At 41.1% G+C, this 22,887-nt stretch carries 21 protein-coding genes; 12 read left to right on the top strand and 9 right to left on the bottom strand.

All coding sequences use genetic code 11. From position 1 onward, the window contains the following. The first annotated feature begins 12 nt into the window (after window positions 1-12). The 5 genes from FMM05_RS13150 to FMM05_RS13125 all read left to right on the top strand — a co-directional run bounded on the left by FMM05_RS13150 (window position 13) and on the right by FMM05_RS13125 (window position 4,067). Window positions 13-588, top strand: coding sequence for a HEAT repeat domain-containing protein (locus FMM05_RS13150; RefSeq protein WP_143373858.1), 576 nt, complete (start codon window positions 13-15; stop codon window positions 586-588). A gap of 22 nt (window positions 589-610) precedes the next feature. Beyond that, complete coding sequence (locus FMM05_RS13145; RefSeq protein ID WP_185965583.1) at window positions 611-1,033, top strand: Imm44 family immunity protein; 423 nt, start codon at window positions 611-613, stop codon at window positions 1,031-1,033. 120 nt (window positions 1,034-1,153) lie between these two features. Then, window positions 1,154-1,642 (top strand): hypothetical protein, encoded by a 489-nt coding sequence (locus FMM05_RS13140; protein WP_143373856.1) that lies wholly within the window; start codon window positions 1,154-1,156, stop codon window positions 1,640-1,642. Window positions 1,643-2,268: 626 nt separating this feature from the next. Next, window positions 2,269-3,354, top strand: a complete 1,086-nt coding sequence (locus FMM05_RS21095; RefSeq protein ID WP_143373855.1) for a hypothetical protein — start codon at window positions 2,269-2,271, stop codon at window positions 3,352-3,354. Between the two features lie 44 nt (window positions 3,355-3,398). Continuing rightward, window positions 3,399-4,067 carry an antibiotic biosynthesis monooxygenase gene (locus FMM05_RS13125; RefSeq protein WP_143373854.1) on the top strand — a complete coding sequence of 223 codons (669 nt, stop codon included), beginning with the start codon at window positions 3,399-3,401 and terminating at the stop codon, window positions 4,065-4,067. Between the two features lie 287 nt (window positions 4,068-4,354). On the opposite strand, the gene FMM05_RS13120 is transcribed toward FMM05_RS13125, so the two are convergent. Both FMM05_RS13120 and FMM05_RS13115 read right to left on the bottom strand, forming a co-directional pair. Next, entirely contained in the window at window positions 4,355-5,854 is a 1,500-nt protein-coding gene (locus FMM05_RS13120; RefSeq protein ID WP_143373853.1) for a family 43 glycosylhydrolase, read from the bottom strand. Between the two features lie 38 nt (window positions 5,855-5,892). Beyond that, on the bottom strand, window positions 5,893-7,512 hold the full coding sequence (locus FMM05_RS13115; RefSeq protein WP_143373852.1) for a GH39 family glycosyl hydrolase: 1,620 nt from the start codon (window positions 7,510-7,512) through the stop codon (window positions 5,893-5,895). Window positions 7,513-7,832: 320 nt separating this feature from the next. On the opposite strand from FMM05_RS13115, the gene FMM05_RS13110 reads away from it, so the two are divergent. Together FMM05_RS13110 and FMM05_RS13105 are read left to right on the top strand one after the other, a co-directional pair. Further along, window positions 7,833-8,711: a DUF808 domain-containing protein gene (locus FMM05_RS13110; RefSeq protein ID WP_143373851.1), complete on the top strand. Its 879-nt coding sequence runs from the start codon at window positions 7,833-7,835 to the stop codon at window positions 8,709-8,711. Between the two features lie 367 nt (window positions 8,712-9,078). Further along, the gene (locus tag FMM05_RS13105) at window positions 9,079-10,296 is read left to right on the top strand and encodes a dipeptidase (protein WP_143373850.1); all 1,218 of its coding nucleotides are present in this window, start codon (window positions 9,079-9,081) and stop codon (window positions 10,294-10,296) included. Window positions 10,297-10,442: 146 nt separating this feature from the next. Here FMM05_RS13105 and FMM05_RS13100 read toward each other — a convergent pair whose 3' ends face one another. Next, window positions 10,443-11,036, bottom strand: coding sequence for a Crp/Fnr family transcriptional regulator (locus FMM05_RS13100; protein ID WP_143373849.1), 594 nt, complete (start codon window positions 11,034-11,036; stop codon window positions 10,443-10,445). Window positions 11,037-11,229: 193 nt separating this feature from the next. Here FMM05_RS13100 and FMM05_RS13095 point away from each other — a divergent pair, with 193 nt between their 5' ends. Then, complete coding sequence (locus FMM05_RS13095) at window positions 11,230-12,363, top strand: pectate lyase family protein (RefSeq protein ID WP_143373848.1); 1,134 nt, start codon at window positions 11,230-11,232, stop codon at window positions 12,361-12,363. Between the two features lie 75 nt (window positions 12,364-12,438). Here FMM05_RS13095 and FMM05_RS13090 read toward each other — a convergent pair whose 3' ends face one another. The 3 genes from FMM05_RS13090 to FMM05_RS13080 form a co-directional block, all read right to left on the bottom strand. Beyond that, window positions 12,439-12,720 carry a hypothetical protein gene (locus tag FMM05_RS13090; RefSeq protein ID WP_143373847.1) on the bottom strand — a complete coding sequence of 94 codons (282 nt, stop codon included), beginning with the start codon at window positions 12,718-12,720 and terminating at the stop codon, window positions 12,439-12,441. A gap of 87 nt (window positions 12,721-12,807) precedes the next feature. Then, a complete protein-coding gene (locus FMM05_RS13085; protein ID WP_143373846.1) occupies window positions 12,808-13,377 on the bottom strand; it encodes a cytochrome b/b6 domain-containing protein in 570 nt (189 codons plus the stop codon). A gap of 3 nt (window positions 13,378-13,380) precedes the next feature. Further along, entirely contained in the window at window positions 13,381-14,280 is a 900-nt protein-coding gene (locus FMM05_RS13080; RefSeq protein WP_143373845.1) for a cation diffusion facilitator family transporter, read from the bottom strand. Window positions 14,281-14,475: 195 nt separating this feature from the next. On the opposite strand from FMM05_RS13080, the gene FMM05_RS13075 reads away from it, so the two are divergent. Together FMM05_RS13075 and FMM05_RS13070 are read left to right on the top strand one after the other, a co-directional pair. After that, on the top strand, window positions 14,476-16,953 hold the full coding sequence (locus tag FMM05_RS13075; RefSeq protein ID WP_143373844.1) for a DUF5686 and carboxypeptidase regulatory-like domain-containing protein: 2,478 nt from the start codon (window positions 14,476-14,478) through the stop codon (window positions 16,951-16,953). 190 nt (window positions 16,954-17,143) lie between these two features. Next, entirely contained in the window at window positions 17,144-19,603 is a 2,460-nt protein-coding gene (locus FMM05_RS13070; protein WP_143373843.1) for a DUF5686 and carboxypeptidase regulatory-like domain-containing protein, read from the top strand. Window positions 19,604-19,740: 137 nt separating this feature from the next. Here the strand turns inward: FMM05_RS13070 and FMM05_RS13065 are convergent, their stop codons facing one another. Continuing rightward, window positions 19,741-20,157 carry a cytochrome c oxidase assembly factor Coa1 family protein gene (locus FMM05_RS13065; RefSeq protein WP_143373842.1) on the bottom strand — a complete coding sequence of 139 codons (417 nt, stop codon included), beginning with the start codon at window positions 20,155-20,157 and terminating at the stop codon, window positions 19,741-19,743. Window positions 20,158-20,329: 172 nt separating this feature from the next. Between FMM05_RS13065 and FMM05_RS13060 the strand changes: the two genes are divergently transcribed. Then, on the top strand, window positions 20,330-21,124 hold the full coding sequence (locus FMM05_RS13060; protein ID WP_143373841.1) for an SRPBCC family protein: 795 nt from the start codon (window positions 20,330-20,332) through the stop codon (window positions 21,122-21,124). Window positions 21,125-21,198: 74 nt separating this feature from the next. Here the strand turns inward: FMM05_RS13060 and FMM05_RS13055 are convergent, their stop codons facing one another. Further along, the gene (locus FMM05_RS13055; protein WP_143373840.1) at window positions 21,199-21,660 is read right to left on the bottom strand and encodes an NUDIX domain-containing protein; all 462 of its coding nucleotides are present in this window, start codon (window positions 21,658-21,660) and stop codon (window positions 21,199-21,201) included. 51 nt (window positions 21,661-21,711) lie between these two features. Between FMM05_RS13055 and FMM05_RS13050 the strand changes: the two genes are divergently transcribed. After that, window positions 21,712-22,221, top strand: a complete 510-nt coding sequence (locus tag FMM05_RS13050; protein WP_143373839.1) for a DUF1648 domain-containing protein — start codon at window positions 21,712-21,714, stop codon at window positions 22,219-22,221. Between the two features lie 2 nt (window positions 22,222-22,223). Here FMM05_RS13050 and FMM05_RS13045 read toward each other — a convergent pair whose 3' ends face one another. Further along, window positions 22,224-22,871, bottom strand: a complete 648-nt coding sequence (locus FMM05_RS13045) for a hypothetical protein (protein ID WP_143373838.1) — start codon at window positions 22,869-22,871, stop codon at window positions 22,224-22,226. Window positions 22,872-22,887: the final 16 nt, after the last annotated feature.

Raw genomic sequence — 22,887 nt, 5'->3', positions numbered from 1 at the left:
TATTTTACAACAATGAACATAGAAATTGAAAAGATAAAATCACAGCTTAATGCTGTGGGAATAGTAATTACCGATATTTATGATTTAGTAAATAGTAAAAAAGCATATCCTGACGCTATACCAATTCTGGTTGGTTTATTAGAGGATGGAATTGAAGATGAAAATACAAAAGAGGGTGTTATCAGAGCATTAGCGGTAAAAGACGCTATAGGTATCGCTACACCGGTTTTAATCCGCGAATACTCAAAATTATCGTTGGAAAAGGTTCTTCTACGCTGGGCTATAGGGAATTCAGTCTATGTAACAATGACAAAGGGATGCTTGGATGAAGTCATAAGAATTGTTACAGATAAAACAAATGGTATATCGAGGCAAATGTTTGTCGCAGCTTTGGGAAAAATAAAAACAGAAGAAACCGAGTCCATATTAATCAGCCTATTAGATGACGATGAAGTTGCTCCACATGCCCTTGAGGCTTTAGGACGTTTGAAGTCACTCAAGGCTGTAACAAAAATTAGTTCGCTAAAAAATCATGCTAATCCGTTAATTAGAAAAGAAGCATTAAAGGCTTTAAAAAAAATCACATAATCGTTTGATGATAATTTGCTATATGGACGATAATATTATTGGATGTTTCATTTCGTCAAATATAGGCGATGAACATGGCCCAATATTTAGGCAATACATTTGGAGTGACAACGGAATCGGCAATGCTCTAAAAAATTTAAAGTATTACAATTATGGTAAAGACATAAAACTGATTCTACTTCAATTTTATGTTAACCCGATACCATATTTAAAGGAAAATCTGAAAGAGGTAGAAGAATATCGTAAGAGAGAAAAGTCGATTGGATTAAGCATTGTAATAGATCAAGATAATTTTTTTTCAAAAGACGAGACACACAAGTTTTTATTTTTAAAAGATGAAATAATCAGTAGGATTATCCAGTTACAGAAAATTAATTTGGACACAAATATTGAAATTCTCATAAATGATTTACTTGATATATTCGAATCTTTTTTAAACAGTTAGATTAGTTTAGAGATAATGAAAATGTATGTTACGAATTCATATTGGATAAATGCTTCCCATGCTTAAAAGAATCTCTGCCTTATATAAAAATTTTGCATTCATTGTAAAAAGAAATTAAGTATGGCAAGAACAAATACAAAAATTGGTGATATTTTTTGTGCGCAAATTGATAGCAAAACAAAAAAATATTTTCAATACATAGCGAATGATTTAACTCAACTAAACAGTGATGTAATTAGAGTATTTAATACCAAATATTCTGTTGAACAACAGCCAGAGCTATCTGACATTATTAAAGATGATGTTGATTTTTATGCTCACTGTGTAACGAAGATTGGATTAAAATTAAATTTTTGGCAATACATCGGAAATATGGGTGATGTTGGTGAAAAAAATGTTCTTTTTAGAACGAGCGGTGATCGCGCTGACGTTGGAAAAAATGCTTCTCGCGATTGGTACGTGTGGAGGATTGGCGAAGATTTTAAACGAGTAGGAATACTCGAAGGCGAAAACAGAAAGGCAGAGATAGGCGGTGTTATCCCGCCCGACAGTATAATTTATAGGATGTTACATGGTGAATACGATTTTGTCTACCCAAATTTTGAGTAGAAATCGTGCTTCATAACATACTTCTTTTAGCACTGGCTGCCCTTAAAGGGCGGCCAGTTTTTTTATGATTTAACCTTAATTGTCTCTTTGATTTCATTCATGCCTTTTTGCAATTGTAAAAACATCTCCGTAATTGATTCAGGACTGAGGTCATCGGGCGTAAATTCCTTTGTGGCTATGCTACAGTTGTATTCCCATATTTCTAAAACTTCAGAAATCCTGATCTCATAAGGCTTATAAAAAGTGTTATCCGATTGCAGGGTTAGTTTTTTCGCTCCGCTAAGGTTTAATCTTTTGTAAACAATATCCCTCCTAAATGGAACTGAGGATAATCAATATAATTCTATTGTTGTAACACGTGTTCGGAGATAAGTTTATTTTATTTATGTAAGTAATTACCTATATTTATAAAACATTAAACCATTTATCGCACAATGAAACAAACTATCAAAATTCAGCGATCCTTCGCTATTTTATTAACAATTATTTCTTTAATCATTTACAGTTGCCGTAAAGAATTTCCACTAACATCAAAGCCGCCGGTACCCGAGGATCAATTGCAGCAAGCTAAAAAATGGTATCAGGATAAATATCCTTTCCAACCAACAACCCACAAAACTTTGGATGTGGATTTCAGTCATGCCTTGGACCTAAGTCGGGTCATCCAGCCGGCCTGGGATAGTGCGACCACGTACATCCGATTTGACGACGACGTTATTGAAATGCCTACAGAAAATACCGTATTGTACTCCGGACTAAACAATGAATCCGGCATGGCCTATAACCCTGCTTATAGCAGAAGTTCGTTTTTACTGATCAATCAGGGAGGTCAGTATAATGCCTATGTTATGACGATCATTGGTGACTCTTCATACATAAAAAATGATCCTCAAAAACTCATAAACAACAAATACAAAAAGCATGATGCAGATTTTAGTGGCGTGCTGCTCTACTCAACCCCTGAAGGTGAGTTTATAAATGGGTGGTTCTACAAAGAGGGTAAAATATCCGGTAGGCTCTTTCCGAATCAGTCAACATACAACGACCCATCTGTGTATGATACCAAGAGGACTAACTCACTGAAAGAAAATATGATGATGGCTTTAACCACGTGTAAGGAGTGGTACCAATGGGTAACAGTGGACGGCGTAACCTATGGCCCGACTTATCTGGGAACTACATGCACAACGACTTACATAGATCTGCCTGATCCCACATCGGGTGGCAGTGGTAGCGGTACTCCGCCACCATCATCAGGTGGAGGTGGCAGCGGTGGTAGTGGTGGCAGCGGTGGTGGCAGTACCACCCCAACGCCAAATCCTTGTACACCGGTACCTGCATCTGTAACTAATGGTGACAACAATAAATTAAAGGTAATGGTCGTGCAACAGCCAGATGGCGGCTATCCGCCGCCAACCACACCCACGCCAAACCCTTGCGTAAGTGCTACAGAAAAGAAAGAACAGGATTTAATAAAGGAGCTGGATAAAAATAAGGTGTTATTGCTGCCATGCGCGGTAGCAGAGGCATTCAAAACGTTAGCAAGCTATAAAACCCCAGCCTCAGTAAACGCGAGATTGGACGCCTTTAACAATCCGGCGTTAAGAAATAAATCAGTGATTCCGCGAAGCCTTAATGCACTTGGTACTTTTAAAACTGTGTTGGATGAACGAAAGGCATCAGGAATCAAAGATATTGCTGGTAAAGAATAATTGCAAGCTCAGCAAATGGCAAATATGAGCGCGGAAGGAAAGTTTTGGAAGCTTTAACGAAGACTCCACAGGCTAAGCCTGCACCGGGCTTTGGCGAATTTGCACCACGTATCGACGCCTTTTTAAAAGAGCACCTTTTTGCTGATATTTTTGAAAGTACGATACTTACTTACCAGCAACGGGAACTGGTAACTATTTCTGCGCTGGCTGCTATGACAGGTGTCGAGGGGCAATTGCAGTTGCATATCAAGATAGGTATGAACACTGGCTTGACACAGGTGCAATTGCTTGAGGTGGCGTGGCTAATTGAAAAGAACGTAAACATTACGCAGGCAAACACCGTAAGGAAAGCTTTGACAAAGCCTGAGCTGCAGGTTGTACAAGCTGATATGATGGTGCGCATCTCTGAAATTGAGATTTTGCCCCAATTCCTTGAGGAATACAAAGCCATCCTTAAAGAAGAAGCGACAGCATCTGTAAAAATCGAGCCGGGGGTGCTTGCTATTTTCCCGATGTTCCAAAAGGAAAGCCCAACCCAAATAAGGATTATTGAGATATATGCCAATAACGCTGCCTACCAATCGCATTTGCAAACACCCCATTTTCAACATTATAAAACTACTACTTCAAAGATGGTAAAATCTTTGAAGTTAGTAGATATGACCGCTTTGGATAACGATGCGATGAAGGAGATTTTCAGGAGGTTAGAGTAGCTGACAAGTCCAATTTACAGTTATATGCAGTTGTTTGCATAATTGAGTATTAGTTATAATTAAATATTTGACTTCTGTATTATAACACCATTTGTCATATCCCGACAAATTAGAGGTCAAAACACCTCAAAACCCGTAATTATAAGTATTTACGAGGGTTTTTTATGCCTTTTTGGTACTAAAAACACTCCAAATTAATCAAAGTAAATGTGAACAATTCAGTCTTCTTTTATTAAATTAAGGCAATATTTCGGACTGTAACCATATTTTACTTCACTTGTAATCTCTTAGAGAGCAGCATACTTAAAGTTTTTAAAAGTAACCGTGCCATCACCTATAGAGCATAGCGCTATACGCAAGCCCAAAAAGCCACTAAGGGCATTATGGTTATAAGAAGAAACCTCGGCAGAATTCTCTGTTTTCTTCCATTCTTTGCCATCAAGACTATAGAACATATCCACATTGTTATTTACATTTTTCAGTCGCAGGTACACGTGCCTTTTATGGACATTTTTCTCTGTGGGAAACTGCCACCCCCTAAGGTTGGTTAGTATATCCTGTTTATCGGCCAAAATACCAGAGAAGTAAGTGTTGTTATAAAAAAGTACAAGGCCACCTGTAGCATCGCCCTCAATTTCCATTTCTACTTCAGCGGTATAGGAATGTCCTGATGGCACGCACACTAATGGTGCACTATCACCTACTCCATTTCCTTTGCCCTTAACTACAAGGCCCTTGATAGTTGCTTTAAATCGCGAAGTATCTACACCTCCAAAAAATTTCCACTGCGGTTTAAGCGTGTTTCCTAAAAAATCATCGTTAAGAGAAAATTGAGGAAGTGCAGTACCTTTCGGCTTTGCAATGGGCTCATCTGTTTTTATACCGTCAGGAATTTTATACCATCCATCTTTTGTCCATTCTACAGGCTGCAAAAGGGTTTGACGGCCTAAATTGTAAAAGCCTTTTTCATAAGCATGCAGCATCATCCACCATTTGCCGTTGGCATCTTCAAAAATGGTGCTGTGCCCTTTAGACCACCATCTTTCAGCATCACTTTCAGTTCGTACTACCGGGTTGTAGGGAGAATTTTCCCATGGCCCAAACGGTGTTTTAGAGCGTGCCGAAACCACCATGTGGCTGGTAGCAGGGCCGGCCGTACCACCTTCGGCAACAGTTAAATAATAATAGTCGCCTTTTTTAAACAGTTTAGGCCCTTCCATACAAAAACATTCTATAGACCATTCGCGGGGAATTTTCCAGCCATCATAGGCGTGTTTTACATCTCCCACTATTTTAAGCCCGTCTTTAGACAGGCCAATATAATCGCCATTACTGAAATACAGGTAACGGTTGCCTTTATCATCGGTAACATGGCCGGGATCTATATTGCCTATCTTAAGGTCAATCGGCTCGCTCCATGGGCCGTTAATATTTTCGGCGCTGATTACAAAGTTGGTTTTATTAGCAGGAAAATAGATGTAAAACCGGTTGTTATATTTAACCAGATCCGGCGCCCATACATCACCTACATATTTTTGAAGCGCATTGGTTAAAGGCACCCAGTTAACTAGGTCTTGCGAATGCCATATAGTCAGGCCGGGATAATAGTCAAATGAAGAGTGTACCATATAGTAATCCTTCCCGTCCCTTAATAAGCTGGGATCTGGATAATCGCCACCAAAAATGGGGTTCTGATAGGTGGACTTATCGCTACCGGCCCCTTGGTTCTGGGCAAATGCATTAATGGCAGATACCATAATTAGTAAAACGGTAAGTATTCTTTTCATGGATATATTAAGTAGTTTGATTTGTTGATAGGAAAAAATTATAACCTTACAAGATTTACAAGGATAACATCATTTTCTCTAAGTTCTATCTCTTTAGTAAATAGTCCGTTGCCTCTAATTGATACCTTCTCGGTTACAAAGGGTTTGCCATCATTCTTGCTTTTAATTTCATTAAGCTGTTGCCTGGTTAGCTGGGATGGTTTTCCCATTTCTGTATAAGTGGCGTAAGCATCGTTAGCTTTATAGCCCACTTTATACAGCTCTAAACGGTAGTTACCTTTTGGCATTCCTGAAACCGAGACAGTTGTTTTGCCCTTTGCCTTTGCCGGCAAATCTCTAATATAATATTGCTGGTTGTTTACACCCTCGCCGCCATCAGTATAGGTAAAGTCCCAAAACAGCATTTGCACATCACCTTTACTATTCTTTGCGGCCCATGAACGGGTATCGGTATTAGTAAGTTCGGTTTCGCCCAGCCTGTTTAAAAACTGGTAGGAATAAAATGCCGGTTTATTAATACCTTGAGTATTTAGCAATCCAAATCCACCGTGGAAAGGTGTAAAACGCGGACCTGCCTCTTCAAAAATATCTGTAAATACCCAATATGACATTGAGTTAGGTGCTGTACCTGATTGTTTTAACTTATCAAGGATGTAAGCCGCCTGATGGTAACTATCATGCATAGGATCGGCCGGAGTGTAAGACGAACTCCACTCGGTATAATGTAGTTCTATATTGGGGATAGCCGAATTCTGAATCTGCTTTCGCGAATTAATCACATCCCCGCTTACAGCCATAGGATCTTTGCTCAACACCGTTCCCGAATTGCCAAACTCGTCAAGGAAACCCTGATTGACACCATAGGAATGGGTGCTGGCAAAATCAATAGGTACATTGTTTTGTTTACAAAAAGCTATAGTTTCCGGAATCCATGCTGCACCTGCAGTAGCAGGGCCGCCTACTTTATAATCGTTGTTTACCCTTTTTATAGCCTTGGCCGCAGAAGCATAAAGCTTAAAATATTCATCTTGTGTTCCGGCCCAAAATCCATCAAGGTTAGGCTCGTTCCATACCTCAAAGTACCAGGTTTTTACCTCTTCAGCACCGTAGCGCTCAGTAAAATGAGCTGTAAGGTTATAAATGAGTGCTTCCCATTTATTATAGTCTTTAGGCGGGGTAACGTTGCCTCTCCACCAAAAAATGGTCTTATTGCCGCTCGCCAATGCAGATGGCATAAAGCCCAGCTCTACAAACGGTTTTACATTTATACTTAAAAGGTAATCGTACAATGCATCTACATACTGATAGTTGTATTCTGCATTACCTTTGTTATCTTCTTTATAGATGGCCATATCATCAGTAAGCAGGCCGTGCATACGTATATATTTAAAGCCGCATTCTTTTTTTACATAAGCCAGTTGCTGCTGCCAGTCCGCTCGCAAACCTTCATTTGCTCGTCCGGCACCAATACACTCTTTAAACATAGTGTTTAGTGGGCCCGATGATTTGTTAAAGTCTATTGATATTGTGCGTTTAGGTGTAGCAACCTGTGCTTTTACAGTATAAAAAGAAGCAAAGGAAACTAAGAAGCCAAAAAACAGACTTCGAATCCATTTTTTGGATAATTGGAAATCATTTAGAGTTAAAAATATACACATGACAATAAAATTGGTTATTAAATAACAAATATACATATTTAACCTTATGGTCGCATATACCATAAGAAAAAAATAATTACTATTGATAGATCTCTTTGGTTAATGTTGTTTGCTGACTTTTACCAATTAGTATAACCGACTTTTAATAAGCTAATTACAATCTTAAACACCTAAGATCAAAGTAATTACAGCATTATCATATTAGGCAGAATGATTGGCGAAAGTTCTCAAAACCCTAATATTTACTGGCATTTTCATAAAAAGCTTACATAGAAATTTGATTTAATATATATTTGCGCCATCATTAACTTATATACAATATGGCATCAGGTTTTTTTGCGATTTTAGACGATATAGCTGTATTAATGGACGATGTTGCGGTAAGCAGCAAGATTGCAACCCGAAAAACAGCAGGCATACTGGGTGATGACCTTGCGGTTAACGCCGAAAAAGCCACCGGCTTCCTGTCATCCAGAGAGTTACCTGTACTTTGGGCTATTACGAAAGGTTCTTTTCTTAACAAAGTTATTATCCTGCCTATCGTTTTTTTACTGAATTTCTTTTTGCCTGATGCCATCAAATGGATCTTGATACTGGGAGGCTTTTACCTTGCCTATGAGGGAGTTGAGAAAATTGTAGAGTACTTTTTTCATAAAAAGCACGAGCCTGAAACAGCTGTCGATGAAGTGGCACAGGAAGGTGCCGATGCCGAAAAATCCAAGATAAAATCGGCGGTTACAACCGACTTTATTTTGTCTATAGAGATAGTAATCATAGCATTAGGGTCGGTATTAGATAAGAGCCTAACCATACAAATTGTAACAGTTTCTGTTGTTGCATTGCTTGCTACAGTGGGCGTTTACGGCTTGGTAGCGCTAATTGTACGTATGGACGATACCGGTTACAAACTCATAAAACACAGTAACAACAAGGGTATCTTAACGGCTATAGGCCAATTTTTAGTGAAGCTATTACCACTGATTATCAAATTTTTAGCAGTAATTGGTACGCTTGCGCTACTGCTGGTTTCAGGAGGGATATTTGTTCATAATATAGAGTATTTTCATCATATTTTGCCAAACGTGCCTGCCACCATTAAAGAGTTTATTTTTGGTTTGGTTGCAGGATTATTAGCCGTAATTTTGGTAACAATTATCAAAAAAGTTATCGCTGTTGCAAAACCAAAACACACTGCATAAACAGGTAAAAGTGCTTAATATTTCACTTTTGGATTTTGAAATAACTAAAATAGCGTGATTTTACTTTGAAAATAACAATACAAAACTTACAAATAGCTTAATATTTCACGTTTGGATATTGAGATCGCTTAAAAAGCACACGCATTACATAAAATTTAAAGAAGCCGTACAACAATGTGCGGCTTTTTGATTTTTAAGAAGATTTAGATTTTGAAATTTCGGTTAAAATAATGCACCAGTCGATTTTTATCGGTCAACCGTAGATTGATTTCGGTGCTAACCAATTTTATCATTATTTTAGTTGCACATACATAACTATCGCCTTTGGGAGTACAGAATCTACAGGCAACTTACCTACTTTTAAATTATGAAGAATTTTCAGGAAGACTGGTCCAGGCGCAAATTCATCACTTCCCTATCCGGCGTGGGCGCGGCACTGGCACTAACACCCCAACTCTCGTGGGCAATAGAACAATTAGACTCCAGGGTAGCCGATATCATTGCTAAAATTATAGGCATGGGGATTGATACCCACAACCATGTTGACGTTCCGCTAAATACAGCCGAACTGCCCGGCCCTAAGGTTGACCTTGCCGGTGATATGAAAAAATCGGGCCTGGCTGCCATCTGCATGACCTTTGCCGTTGATTATCAAAAGCTCATCAATCCCGGTGATGCCTACAACCGTTTTATAAACGGGCTGGATGCCATGGATAAAATACTGGCAGACAACAATATGAAACGCGCCTTAAACCTGGCCGATCTTAATGCTGCCTACAAGGCCAAAAAGCCTACGGTTATCCAGTCGGTCGAGGGCGGGCACTTTCTTGAGGGTAAGATAGACCGCCTTGGCGTTGCCTACAACCGCGGCCTGCGCCACCTTGGGTTGCTGCATGATAATGATGCATCGGTACCTTTGGGCGATGTATTTACCAACCCCGTACAATGGGGTGGGCTTACCGCCTTTGGGGCAGATGTTGTTAGGGAATGCAACAAAATGGGTATCCTGGTAGACCTTTCGCATGGTAATAACGATATGGTTAACGCCGCGCTAAAGGTTGCTACAAAGCCGGTACTGGTTTCGCACACGGGGCTCGACACCTTGTTGGGTCAGAATCCTTTTATGGCTAAGATGATGAAGCCAAGGCTAATAAGCAAAGAACAGGCTAAGATCGTGGCAGATGCTGGCGGCGTTATTGGGGTATGGACACACCTTGCCGATACCCCGCTGGAGTATGCACAGAATATAAGGGCAATGGTTGATGTTGTAGGAGCCAACCATGTTTGCATTGGTACAGATACAAAACTTACTGCACCCTACAGGAGTCCGGACAGCAACAAACCCAAACCTGAAGGCCAGGACCGTAAACCCGATGAGAACGGCAACCAGCCAAAAGACGGCAATAAAAAAGAAGAACCACGAGTTGGCGAACGTACCAACCTGGCATGGAAGGACCAGAAAGACGGTTTTTACCCTACCGTTGTAGATGCCCTGCTAAAAACCGGGTTTAACGAAAGTGAGATAGTTAAGATAAGTGGCGGTAACTTTTGCCGCATTTTTGATGCTGCCACTGCCGGGCATTGATGAAAGAGAGAGTTAGAGTAATAGCAATTCTCCCCGGCGCCCTCGCAAGTGTTTCGCTCGTGCCTGTATTACAATAAAAAATAAAACCGGTACAAGCAAAACGCTTGCAATAGCTGCGAAAAACATGTACAGCTAATGTAAAAATTTTATGCGCGTTTTGCATTTAGCTTTTTAACTTTTGATAAAAATTCCTGAGAAACCCCAAGATAAGATGACAGGTCTTTGTTATTTATTGTTAACGCTTTTTGCGGATACCGCTTTACAAATTCTGCGTACCGCTGTTTAAATGTCTTGTTTAATATATCTAAAAGCCGCTGCTGCATAAAAATATTGGCCCGCTCTACCATTACAATATGAAACTGCACTAATTTAGGCAGCTGTTTAAAAAGCTGCATCTTATTTACTTTATTAATAACCAGCACCTCACTATCCTGTATAGCCTTAATATTATACCGTGCGGGCTTTTTATGGTAAAATGCTTCAATATCGCACATCCACTCTTTACTAAAAGAAAAGAAGATCACACTTTCCGACCCATCTTCATTCACGATAAAAATTTTAAAAGCGCCTTTTAAAATAAAACACTCATATGTGTTTTGCGCATATTGCCGCTGCAAATATTCATTCCGTTTTACCGTAATATATTCAGCTTTTGCAGCAATTATTCGCCACTCCTCATCTGTTAAAGCAATTTTACGTTCGATGTTGCGCCTAAGAGGTTCAAACCTTACAGTATTCATTTTGTAAATAAATATTTATATAATTGTTAATTAAATGTATTAAATTTACTAATTTATACTAAATAGCTAAATATAAACACTATTAGTGTAATTTATTTATAAAAAGTTGAACAAGTTCAATTTTTTATAAATAAATACAAAATACCTTCGCAGCAGTACATCCAACTTTATTTACTAACAAATTATTATTTTTATGAATTTAAAATCTACTACAGCAGTGTTGCTAACAACACTATTTTTAACCCTTTCAGCATGCAGCAGTGAGGAAGAAATTACACCCGGCAACAATGCAGCCAACAATGCTACAACATCTGCAACAACCGCAGTTACGCCATCCCAGTATCAAACTGTTGCGCCTGGAAACTGTGCGGCCGTTCCCGGTTGGGCATCTCAAAACGGAGGGACAACAGGTGGCGGAACCGCTTCTGAAACAACCGTAACAACCTATGCACAGCTAAAGGCCGCAGTGGAAAACACCTCTGTAAAGGTTATAAGGGTTTCGGGTACTATTACAATTACCACGCGCCTGTCGTTACAGGATCAAAACGGCAAAACCATATATGGGGCAAGCGGTGCAAAACTTGTATCTACAGACCAAACTGCATCAAACTCGGGTATTATTAACATTAAAAGATGCAATAACATTATAATTAGAAACCTTGTGTTTGAAGGTCCGGGCGCCTATGATACAGATGGATGGGATAATGCCATCTTAGATGATTGCAGGAATGTATGGGTAGACCATTGCGAATTTAGGGATGGTGTTGATGGTAATTTCGATATCAAAAATAAGTCCGATTATATATCTGTTACCTATTGCAAATTTAACTACTTAAAAGCGCCTAAGCCTGGTGGATCCGGCGGAACGGACGACCATAGGTTTTCTAACCTGATAGGCTCCAGCGATGGTGCCACGGCCGATGCAGGCAAACTAAGAATTACTTTTGCGCGCTGCTGGTGGGCAAGCGGCTGTAAAGAAAGGATGCCAAGGGTACGGTTTGGAAAAGTACACATTGTAAACAACTACTTTAACAGCTCTGTAAGTAACAAATGTATTATGGCAGGCGTGCAGGCAGATATTCGTGTTCAGGACAATGTGTTCGAAAATGTTGCCAACCCTATTAACTTAATGTCGGGCTATACAGCCGTAACGGTTACATCAGGTAATATTTTTACAGGCACATCGGGCACAACAGCCGGCAGTGGCACTGCATTTACACCTCCCTACACCATTATAACTCTTGCAGGTACAGCAGTTAAGGCTAATGTTACTGCAAGCAGTGGTGCCGGTGCAACAATCGGGGGCAATATTTGCGGCTCATTTTAATAATAAAGATATATAATTAAGAAAGGCTCAGGTGCAAATGCACCTGAGCCTTTCTTAATTTCTATTAACATGGTTTTACTTCTTTTTCTTTAAAGCACTTTTATCACGCAACACGCTTCCCCTAAAATCTTCAAGGGGTTCTTTTTGACGTATGCGCTCAAAATCTTCCCAGGTGGCGCAAAGCATGTTATAGCTCTCGTTATCTATTATAATGGGCAGGGTAACGGTTTCTATGCCGGTAAAATCTTCGTTTAAAAAATCGGCTACATCATCTACTACATAAAACCATTCTTTATCAAACTGAATTTTGTTGATGGTAGCTTCTTTACGTATAATGGCTTCGGTGATCTTTTTCATGGCTTTGGTAATAAAAGTAAAACCAAAGATACGGCAAAGCTAAATACCGCATCTTTGGTTTATAAAATTTTTAGTAGTGCCTGTAGGTTAAGGCCTGTCGCCGCTGATTATCTTAGAGATAATACCCCTGTCTTTAGTGCCGTCGGCAATAATAACCCCTATTAAATGTACCGCTATAAAAGTCACCATATAATAGAGCGATAGCTTATGGATGTCTTCACTTATATCGTGTATGCTCTCCGGCCCGAATTCTATAATTAACCCCGTACACAATGATACTGCAACAAGAATATAAAACAGCACGTACACCCATGCCTTAAACTTGTTGTAACCCGATACTGCCTTGAGCGGGCTTGGGAAAGCCTGACCCTGTACATAGGTAATAACACAGCGTATGATAAACAGGCCCGTAAGTACGTAACCGGCTATAATGTGGGTATTCCACATAGGGCGGCGCACTTTTTTGCCAATGGTTCCCGCAAGGTCTTTATCTATAGTAACACCCTCATCGCCAAGGCTATCCTGTATTATGGTGCCCATATTGTTTTTGTTCATCCACCCCAGGCGGAGTAAAACGGTAAGCAACAAGTATAAAAAAGTAAAGGCAATGGCCCAGTGAATCAACCTGCTGGCAAGTGTAAAGCGTTTATCTTTCATAAATTATTGGCTTATAACCCCTGTGGGCTCTATGTGTATGTGTATGTAGGCAAACTGCGGCAGGACTTCCTGTATATGGTCCTGCACATTATGAGCTATGGTGTGCCCCTCCTCTACCGTAAGGTCTTTATTTACCCAAACGTGCATATCGGCATGGCTCATAAGCCCCATTTTGCGTATGTGGCATTTTTGTACATATTCTACTCCCGCCACCTCGGCAGCAAGTTCGGTTATTCGCACGTTTAGTTTAGGGTCCAGTTCTTCATCCAGCAACTCGCCAATAGCAGGTCGTGCAATAAGGTAAGCATTTATAATAATTACAACCCCTGCAAGGAGGGCAGCCCAGTCGTCGGCCACTTCATAGCCCGGCCCGCCTATAAGCCCTATAGTAATGCCTATAAACGCAGCGCCCGATGTTATGGCATCGCTACGGTGATGAAAAGCATCGGCCTTAACAGCGGCACTATTAATCTCGGTACCGGTTTTTATAACGTAACGGTATAAAATTTCTTTAGTAGCAATAACTACCACCAGTATAATTAGGGTAAATGCCTTTGGCGATTTATGCGGCGTGCGGATGTTGTGCACGCTCTCTACCGCTATAATTATTGCAGCAAGTACCAAAGCGAGGGCAATCCCCAGTGCTATAAGGGCTTCGGCTTTACCGTGCCCGTAGGGATGCTCTTTATCTGCCGGTTTGCTGGACCATTTAAGCCCGATGTACAACATACCCGATGTTACAATATCGGTGGTGCTTTCTATAGCATCGGCAATAAGGGCGTACGAATTTCCAAAAATTCCGCCAAGGGCCTTTATAACAGCCAGTATGCTGCTAACCACAATACCCGTTAAGGTTGTTTTTAGCCCGGCATTATTTGTAAGTTGGTTGTGATTTGCCTCCATGAAGTTCCTGACTTAATTAAAATGTAAATACCTGGAGGAATTATTTTTCATATCGCAAAAATAAGGGTAAAGGGTAACTTTATCAAGCAATGCGATACAAACTTTAGTAACAACACTTATTTTTATACCGCCGTGCAACCATTTACACACGTTATACGTCTTACTAACATATCAATAACCTTACTTAAACAAACCATGCACAAATTTTTACTCGCCTTTTTGCTTATGGCCGGGATAACAGCCCAGGCGCAAATTAAAGGAAGGGTTACTTCAGCAAGCGGAGAAGCCATACCTTTTGTGAGCATTACCATCGAAAACACCTACAACGGCACCAATGCCAACGAAGAAGGCAACTACGAACTAAGCGTTAAAGGGCCCGGCAGGTATACTGTGATTTTTCAGTCGATAGGCTTTAAAACCAAAAAAGTACCGGTAAATGTTACTGCATTGCCTCATACGCTGGATGTTACGTTATCAGATGAAAATTATGAACTGAGTGAGGTGGTAATATCCAACAGCGAAGACCCGGCCAATGCAGTTATACGCCAGGCGATTGCCCATAAAAAAGAAAATTCTGAAAAAATAGGCCGCTTTGAAGCCGACTTTTATTCAAAGGGTATTTTTAGGATAAAAGACCTCCCTAAAAAGATATTAGGCCAGGAAGTAGAGCGTCCGGATGGTGTAGACAGCACCGGCACGGGTATTATTTACCTTTCGGAAACTGTATCGCACATTACTTTTGAGCAGCCCAGTAATATTAAGGAGCGCATAGTAGCCTCTAAAGTTAGCGGTAACAGCAACGGCTTTAGTTACAATACCGCACTGGGAACCTTTTATAACTTTTACAACAATTATATAGAGTTTGGCGCCAATATGGTATCGCCGCTGGCTAACAACGCCTTTAACTATTACAAGTTTAAACTGGAGGGTACTTTTTTTGATGACAACAACAACCAGATCAATAAAATAAAGATCATTCCGCGCCGCGATAAAGAGCCGGTATTTGAAGGCTACATTTATATTGTAGACGGTTCGTGGGCCATTTATGCCGTTGATTTTGATATTAAAGGCTACCGCATGCAGCGCCCCGTGTTAGAGAACCTGAACCTGAAACAAAATTTTAGCTATAATACCGAGAACAGGATATGGGCCAAGAACTCACAGATATTTGATATTAAAGCAGGTATGTTCGGCATTGGATTTACGGGTGGCTTTACCCACGTATATACCAATTATGTTTTTAAAGATAAGTTTGAGAAGAACACTTTTGGCAAAGAGATCGTTTTTATAGAGGAGGGCTCCAACAAAAAAGATTCGGTGTACTGGAATGCCATGCGCCCCGTGCCACTTACCGATGAAGAGGCAACCGACTATACCAAGAAAGACAGCATACAAACGCTGCGCACATCGCAAACTTATTTGGACTCGATTGACAGGAAGTCGAATAAATTTGGCATCCTTGATGTGCTTACGGGCTACACCTACCACAATTCGTTTAAAAAGACCCGCTATACCTATGATGGCCCTCTTGATCCTACAGCCATTAGCTTTAATACCGTACAGGGGTGGAATTTTAATGCAGGCTTATCGTACAACAAAGTAGATGAAGATGCAGGTAAATATACCTACGCAGGCGCTAAATTTAACTACGGCATAGCCGAAGACAGGCTGCGTTTAGTGGGTACGTTTACGCACCGCTTTAACTATAAAAATTATGCAACGTTGTATGTAACAGGCGGTAGCCAGGCCGTGCAGTTTAACCCGGCAGAGCCTATCAGTCCGCTTATAAACATGTTCAGTACCCTGTTGTTTAAAGATAATTACATGAAGCTGTACGACAAAACCTTTGCCCGGGTACAGTACAGCCAGGAAGTATTTGTAGGCCTGAACATGACAGGCTATGCCGAATATTCCCGCAGGAAAGCGCTGTTTAACAATACCGATTATGTGCTGATAAAAAATGATGGGGATTATACCTCTAATAATCCGCTAAATCCGTTTGATGAAGCCAGCGTTCCGTTTGCAACACACCACCTGTACAAGGCAGGCGCGGTAGCCAGCATAAGGTTCGGGCAAAAATACATTACAAGGCCTGACGGTAAAATAAACGTGAGCGAGGGCAACTACCCTACGCTGGCCTTTCAGTATGAAAAGGCCTTTGCCGGCAGCGAAAAAAACTATGAGTACGATTTTATTGCAGCACGCGCCATGTATAATGTAACGCTGGGTAATAAAGGCGATTTTGGCATCAACATTAAAGCGGGTAAATTCTTTAATGGTGAGGGTATCTCGTTTGCCGACTACAAGCATTTTAACGGTAACCAAACCCACGTGAGTGATGGTAACCGCTACCTTAACGTGTTTAACATGCTGCCGTACTACACCCACAGCACTAACGATAGTTATGTAGAGCTGCATGCCGAACACGATTTTAAAGGTTATATCATGAACAAAATTCCGCTGCTAAATGCCCTGCAATGGAACCTTATAGTGGGCTACCACGCCCTTGCCACACCCGATAACAAACCGTACCAGGAGTTTACCGCGGGGTTTGACAATGTAGGCTTTGGTAAATACCGCTTTTTCCGTATAGATTACGTGCGTGGATACCAGGGTGGTTTCCAGACCGATGGTGTGGTGTTTGGCCTTAAGTTTTTAGGTTTGTTAGATTAGGCAATGAAATTTTAGGCGCTGATTTATAAGAAAATCCGCATACTGCGTTATAACAGGTAACCAATACCAACATTTTATATGACGCATTATTTAAAAGCCTTATAACTTTTTACCGTATCTCGCATGGCTTTACCACGTGCGGGATATTTTATTTAGTTTACATCAATCACCTTACTTAACCAACAAACCAATGCTCAAATTAATTACCGCACTATTGCTTTTAGTGGGCTTTGCCACGCATGCCCAGATAAACGGAAAAATTACCTCTTCAACCGGCGAAGGCATCCCTTTTGTGAGCATCACAATAGAAAACACTTACACCGCTACCACCGCCAACCAGGATGGCCAGTACGAACTGCCCATGAAGGCTCCCGGAAAGTACACCATGGTTTTCCAGTCTATTGGCTTTCGCACTAAAAAAGTACCGGTTAATGCCGCTGCGTTTCCGCATACACTTAACGTAGTGATGGAAGACGAAAATTACGAACTTAAAGAGCTTACCATCTCCAACAGCGAAGACCCTGCCTATGCCATCATACGCCAGGCGATAGCGCACCGCAAAGAAAATGCCGATAAGAGCGGCCATTTTGAAGCCGACTTCTATTCTAAAGGCATGTACCGCGTTAAGAACATCCCTAAAAAATTCATGGGCATGAAGGTAGATGTAGGCGAGCACGGGCTGGACTCTACCGGGAGTGGTATTATTTACCTTTCAGAGAGTGTGTCGCGCATTACTTTTCAGCATCCTGATAAGATGAAGGAGCGCGTAATAGCCTCTAAAGTAAGCGGTAACGATAACGGCTTTAGCTTTAACACCGCCCGCGAAAACAATTTTAATTTTTACGATAATTACCTGCACTATGAGGATGCCGACCTGATTTCGCCCATTGCAAAAAGTGCACTGGGTTATTATAAATATAAATTTGAAGGCACCACATTTGATGATAACGGCCACCAGGTAAACAAAATAAAGGTGATACCGCGCCGCGATAAAGAACCGGTTTTTGAAGGTTACATTTATATTGTAGAAGGCTCGTGGGCCATTTATGCGGTAGACCTTGACATTAAGGGCTACAGGATGCAGCAGCCGGTTATAGAGAACCTTAACCTGAAACAAAACTACAGTTATAATGCTACCAATGGTATCTGGGCCAAGAACTCGCAAACGGTAGATTTTACTGCAGGTATCTTCGGGATGAACTTTATAGGCAAGTTTACCTATGTATACAGCAATTACGAGTTTCGCGAAGCGTTTGACAAAGGCACGTTTACCCGCGAAATCGCCGTTATAGAAAAAGACTACAACAAAAAAGATTCGGTGTACTGGAACACTATGCGCCCCGTACCCCTAACCGGTGAAGAAGTAGCTGATTATATTAAAAAAGACAGCATGCAGGCCAAGAGGCTTGCTTCCAGAGATTCACTTACCACTAAGCGAAACAAATTCCACCTGTTTGATGTTTTAAGCGGTTACGAATATTACAAGAGTGACACTTTAAAAAGTCTGTCATTTCGCTATGACGGTGTGCTTAACATGCCCACATACAATACCGTGCAGGGTTGGGCGCTGGAGTCGGCCCTTTCGCTAACCTCATCCAAAAAGAAACGATATTTTTCGGCTTCAGCCTCATTTAATTACGGCATTGCCGAAGACCGCCTGCGTGTAAAGGGCAAGCTTTCTACAAGCATAGGCAAACTGGGGGTATTTACGTTTACGGGTGGTAATACCATAGAGCAGTTTAACCCTAACGAGCCTATATCGCCACTACTAAACAGTATTAGTACCCTGTTTTTTAAAGATAATTACATGAAGCTGTACGACAATGCTTTTGCCAAAGTGGCTTATGGGCGCAACGCTTTTAAGAACCTTTCGCTAAGCGGTAGTGTGGAGTACCTGCGCAGGAGGCCGCTATACAATAACGCCGACTGGGTTTTTATTAAAAACGACCACGATTATACCTCAAACAATCCGTTAGAGCCGTATAACTATACCTCTGTCCCTTTTGTAAAGCACGACCTGGTAAAGGGTACTATTAGCGGAAAGATCCTCTTTGAGAAAGATTACATCACCTACCCTAACGGTAAGATACCGGTTTGGGGTCAAAACTACCCTGATATATCGTTTATGTACCAAAAGGCATTTTCCGGCAGCGAAAAGCAGTATGAGTACGATTTTGTTTCGGCGCAGGCATCCTATAGTTTTGATGTTAGCAATAAAGGTAACTTTGGCGCAAGCCTTAAAGCGGGCAAGTTTTTTAACGCCGATGGCATTGCCTTTATGGATTACAAGCACTTTAACGGCAACCAGACCCACGTGGGCACCGCGCAAAAATACCTAAATGTGTTTAACCTGTTGCCTTACTACAGCCACAGCACGAATGACTCCTACCTGGAAGCCCACGTAGAACACGACTTTAAAGGCTATATAATGAACAAGATCCCTTTGCTTAATGCCCTGCAATGGAACCTTATTGTAGGTTACCACGCCCTTGCCACCCCCGATAGTAAACCGTACCAGGAATTTACAGCCGGGTTTGGCAACCTGGGTTTTGGTGCCTTTAGGGGGCTGCGGATAGATTATGTTCGTGCCTACCAGGGCGGCTTTGCTACCGATGGCGTTATTTTTGGACTCAACTTTTTTATGGATTAGATAAAGTTGTATCGAAGTTTCATTTCGACCGATGTGCAACGTAGTAGAGAAATCTCAATATGCTGAATAAAAGAGATTTACCCTTCGTCGAAATGGAAGCCGATGCAGAATTATTTACTTTTAAAGCAGTCTTACTTTTACTCCACAACCTCCATCTGTTGAATTTGCCAGGCGCCATTTTGTTTGGTGAGGGCTACGTAAACATCTACATCTTTTTTGGCGCCTTTTACGGCAATGGTAAGTTCTGCATGCCCGCTATCGTTAGTGGTTTGTATGGTGCCGGTGGGCATAAAGCCATAGCCGGTAATACCACCGGTCCAGGCTTTAATTTCTGCCTTGCTTTCTATCGCGGTAATGGCGGTTTTATAAGCATCAGAACTTTTCATAAAACTGCTTATTCCATATACAAACGCAAAACCAATTGCTACAAGCACCGGTATTACAATGGCAATTATAGTTAGGGCTTTTTTACGTTGCTTTTGTTTTTGAAGCCTGAAATATTCCTGCGGGTTGCTTTGCAGCAGGTCGGGTTTAGGTTTAGAGGTATAGTCCATAAGTTGATGTGATTGGTTTGATGTACCGAAAATAATCAATTTATAAGTTACATAGCATTTAAGACCGACTACTTTTTAAAACATCATTAAGAATACTTTATAATATAATTATAAGAGCTTAAAGGTTTTAAAGGGTAACTTTATTACATACATAACATTAAACCAACTAATCATGGAACTTACAGCAACAGGAACACACAAAAGGAATTTTTCTAAATATGATGCATCGGGTACCGACCCTAACCGCTATGCATCGGTATCCAACACCAAAGAGGCTGAGAGCTACTTACATAAAGGTAAAAAAAGCATCATTCCGGGGCTAAGGGTTAATGTAGGTACTACTGAGCGTTTGCTTATGATAGCCGCCGGATCGTACCTATTATACCGCGCCCTAAAAAAGGATGATAAAAGAAAGGTAGCCGAAGGCATTACCGCCGGAACCATGCTCTTTAGGGGTATTAGCGGGTATTGCCCCGCTTATGATGCCGTAAACCATGCAGGTGCCCTAAAAGGCGATAATGTTACGGCAACAGCATCATTAACCATAAACCAACCTGTAGAGGAAGTCTATGGCGCATGGCGCAACCTGGAGAGCCATCCTGAATTTATGAACCATTTAGAAAGCGTTACTCCAATAGACAACTATATATCAGAATGGAAAGCCAAAGGCCCTGCGGGCATTGGGCACCTGAGCTGGAAAGCCGAAATATTGATGGATGAGCCTAACAAGCTGCTAAGTTGGCACTCTATGCCGGGCAGCACGGTTAACAATTCAGGCAAGGTTAAATTTACCGATAACGGATTCTCTACCGAAATCGAGGTTACCATATCCTACCATGCACCACTGGGTAAAGCAGGCGAAAAAATAGCCAAATTGTTTACCCCGGTTTTTGAAAGGATGCTTACAAAAGATATTCAGAATTTTAAAGAATATATAGAAACAGGTGTTTCGCCTAAAGCATCATAAGCTTTATCGAAATTAGTTTTTAATTAAATAGCAGAAGTAACTATAATGTTGCTTCTGCTTTTTTGCGTTTGGTTTTAATCTATTTTTAGTTTTTCGCGAAGTTCATCTAAAAAAGCAACCTGCCGTTCGTTAATCAGTACTTTGGCCTCATCGTAAGTAAACCATCCGGCTTTATCCACTTCGGCAAAAGCTTTCATTTTACCTGATTTTGGCGGCCATTCCATCTCAAAGGTATTGCTGGTAATTGCGGCGGCATCAAGATTGCCTTCACACGCCCAGCACAATACTTGTTTGCCTGCTTTTTGGGTTATGGGCTGCAATGCTGTAAATTCGCCCGATGGCTTATAACCTGTTTCTTCCTCAAATTCGCGTATGGCGGCATTAAGAGGTTCTTCATCAGGCAATAATTCGCCTTTGGGTACCGTCCACCAGCCCTCGTTCTTTTTAGCAAAAAATGGCCCGCCGGGATGTACCAGGAAATACTGAAGCTTTGCATCCTCCAAACGGTATAATAATATGCCTGCACTTTGTTTCAACGCTTGATGTTTTGGTTAAAGATAATTATATTTGTGTAAATACTTTTCGCCATGACCAACAGGCCTAAACTACACCTACCGCTCACTGCTACAGACAAAGTACTGGAAGTTACCTCCTACCTGCTTTTAATAATCCTGTGGGGATTTGCTATTTACAGCTACCAAAATTCGCCGGATATAGTTCCGACACATTTTAACGGCAGTGGCGATGTTGATGGTTATGGCGACAGTGCATCGGTTTTCGGGATGGCAGGTGTATGTACATTGCTGTTTATATTGTTGACATTCCTTACCGGGAAGCCACATTTATTTAATTACCCTACCGAAATTACTCCGGACAACGCACTGAAACAATACACAAACGCAACAAGATTGCTTCGTGCTTTTAAGATAGCCATACCGCTTATATTTATTTGTATAGAATACTCAAGCTTTGAGGTTGCAATAGGCGATAGCGAAGAACTTGGTAAAGGCTACATACTTATGATATTTGCCTTAGTTTATATACCGGTACTTTACTTTTTAGCCAGATCTTCATCTGCTTCAGATAAAAAGAGTTAAAATTACTCCAGGTAGTAGTCCTGTTTTTGCGTAGTAAAATAATCAATGGCAGCTTTGCCAAAACGCTCTATGGTAAAGTAGTTAAACGTACCCCCTACTACAGCGCCCACCCCAAAAGGTATAAGCCGTCCCAGCGCAGTACCCGCACGTTTAGAGCCATATTTGGTTACCAGTTTCTGACCTATTTTCTGGTTCATGCGGTTCTTTATCCTGTCGGTAATATGCTGGTCAAAATGCCCAATAGAAATCTTATCCCCTTTAGATAGCGCCGCTTTTTCGGCCACCAGCACACCCGCCCAAATACCGAGTATGAGTGTGAATTCTTCTTCAAAATCTTCCTGTATGTCCTTATCATAAATAAGCCCTACGCCAAAGGCTAACGAGGCCATCCAGCGTAGCATAAGCAGCACATCGGCCGATGTTGCCCCTACCTCTACCGCTATCTGTGCAGCAGTGCCCAGTCCCGGTATAATGCCCGGTAAAGCCGTTGCCACACCGGCAGCAGTATATTTGTTACGGTTTTTTTTTAGATATGCCGAAGCCAGCGCATGCTGTGACAAGGCAGGGTTGGCATACCGTAGCATAACAATATCGTTACGAATAACGTTAAACGTAGGCATTACCTGTTTGATGACCTTGTGCAAATCCATAATAAAAGGGTGTTTA

Source organism: Flavobacterium zepuense (genome assembly GCF_007097145.1).
In the GTDB taxonomy this organism is placed as follows: domain Bacteria; phylum Bacteroidota; class Bacteroidia; order Flavobacteriales; family Flavobacteriaceae; genus Flavobacterium; species Flavobacterium zepuense.
Note: the sequence above shows the minus strand (reverse complement) of the source record. Positions and strands in the feature narration are given on the sequence as shown.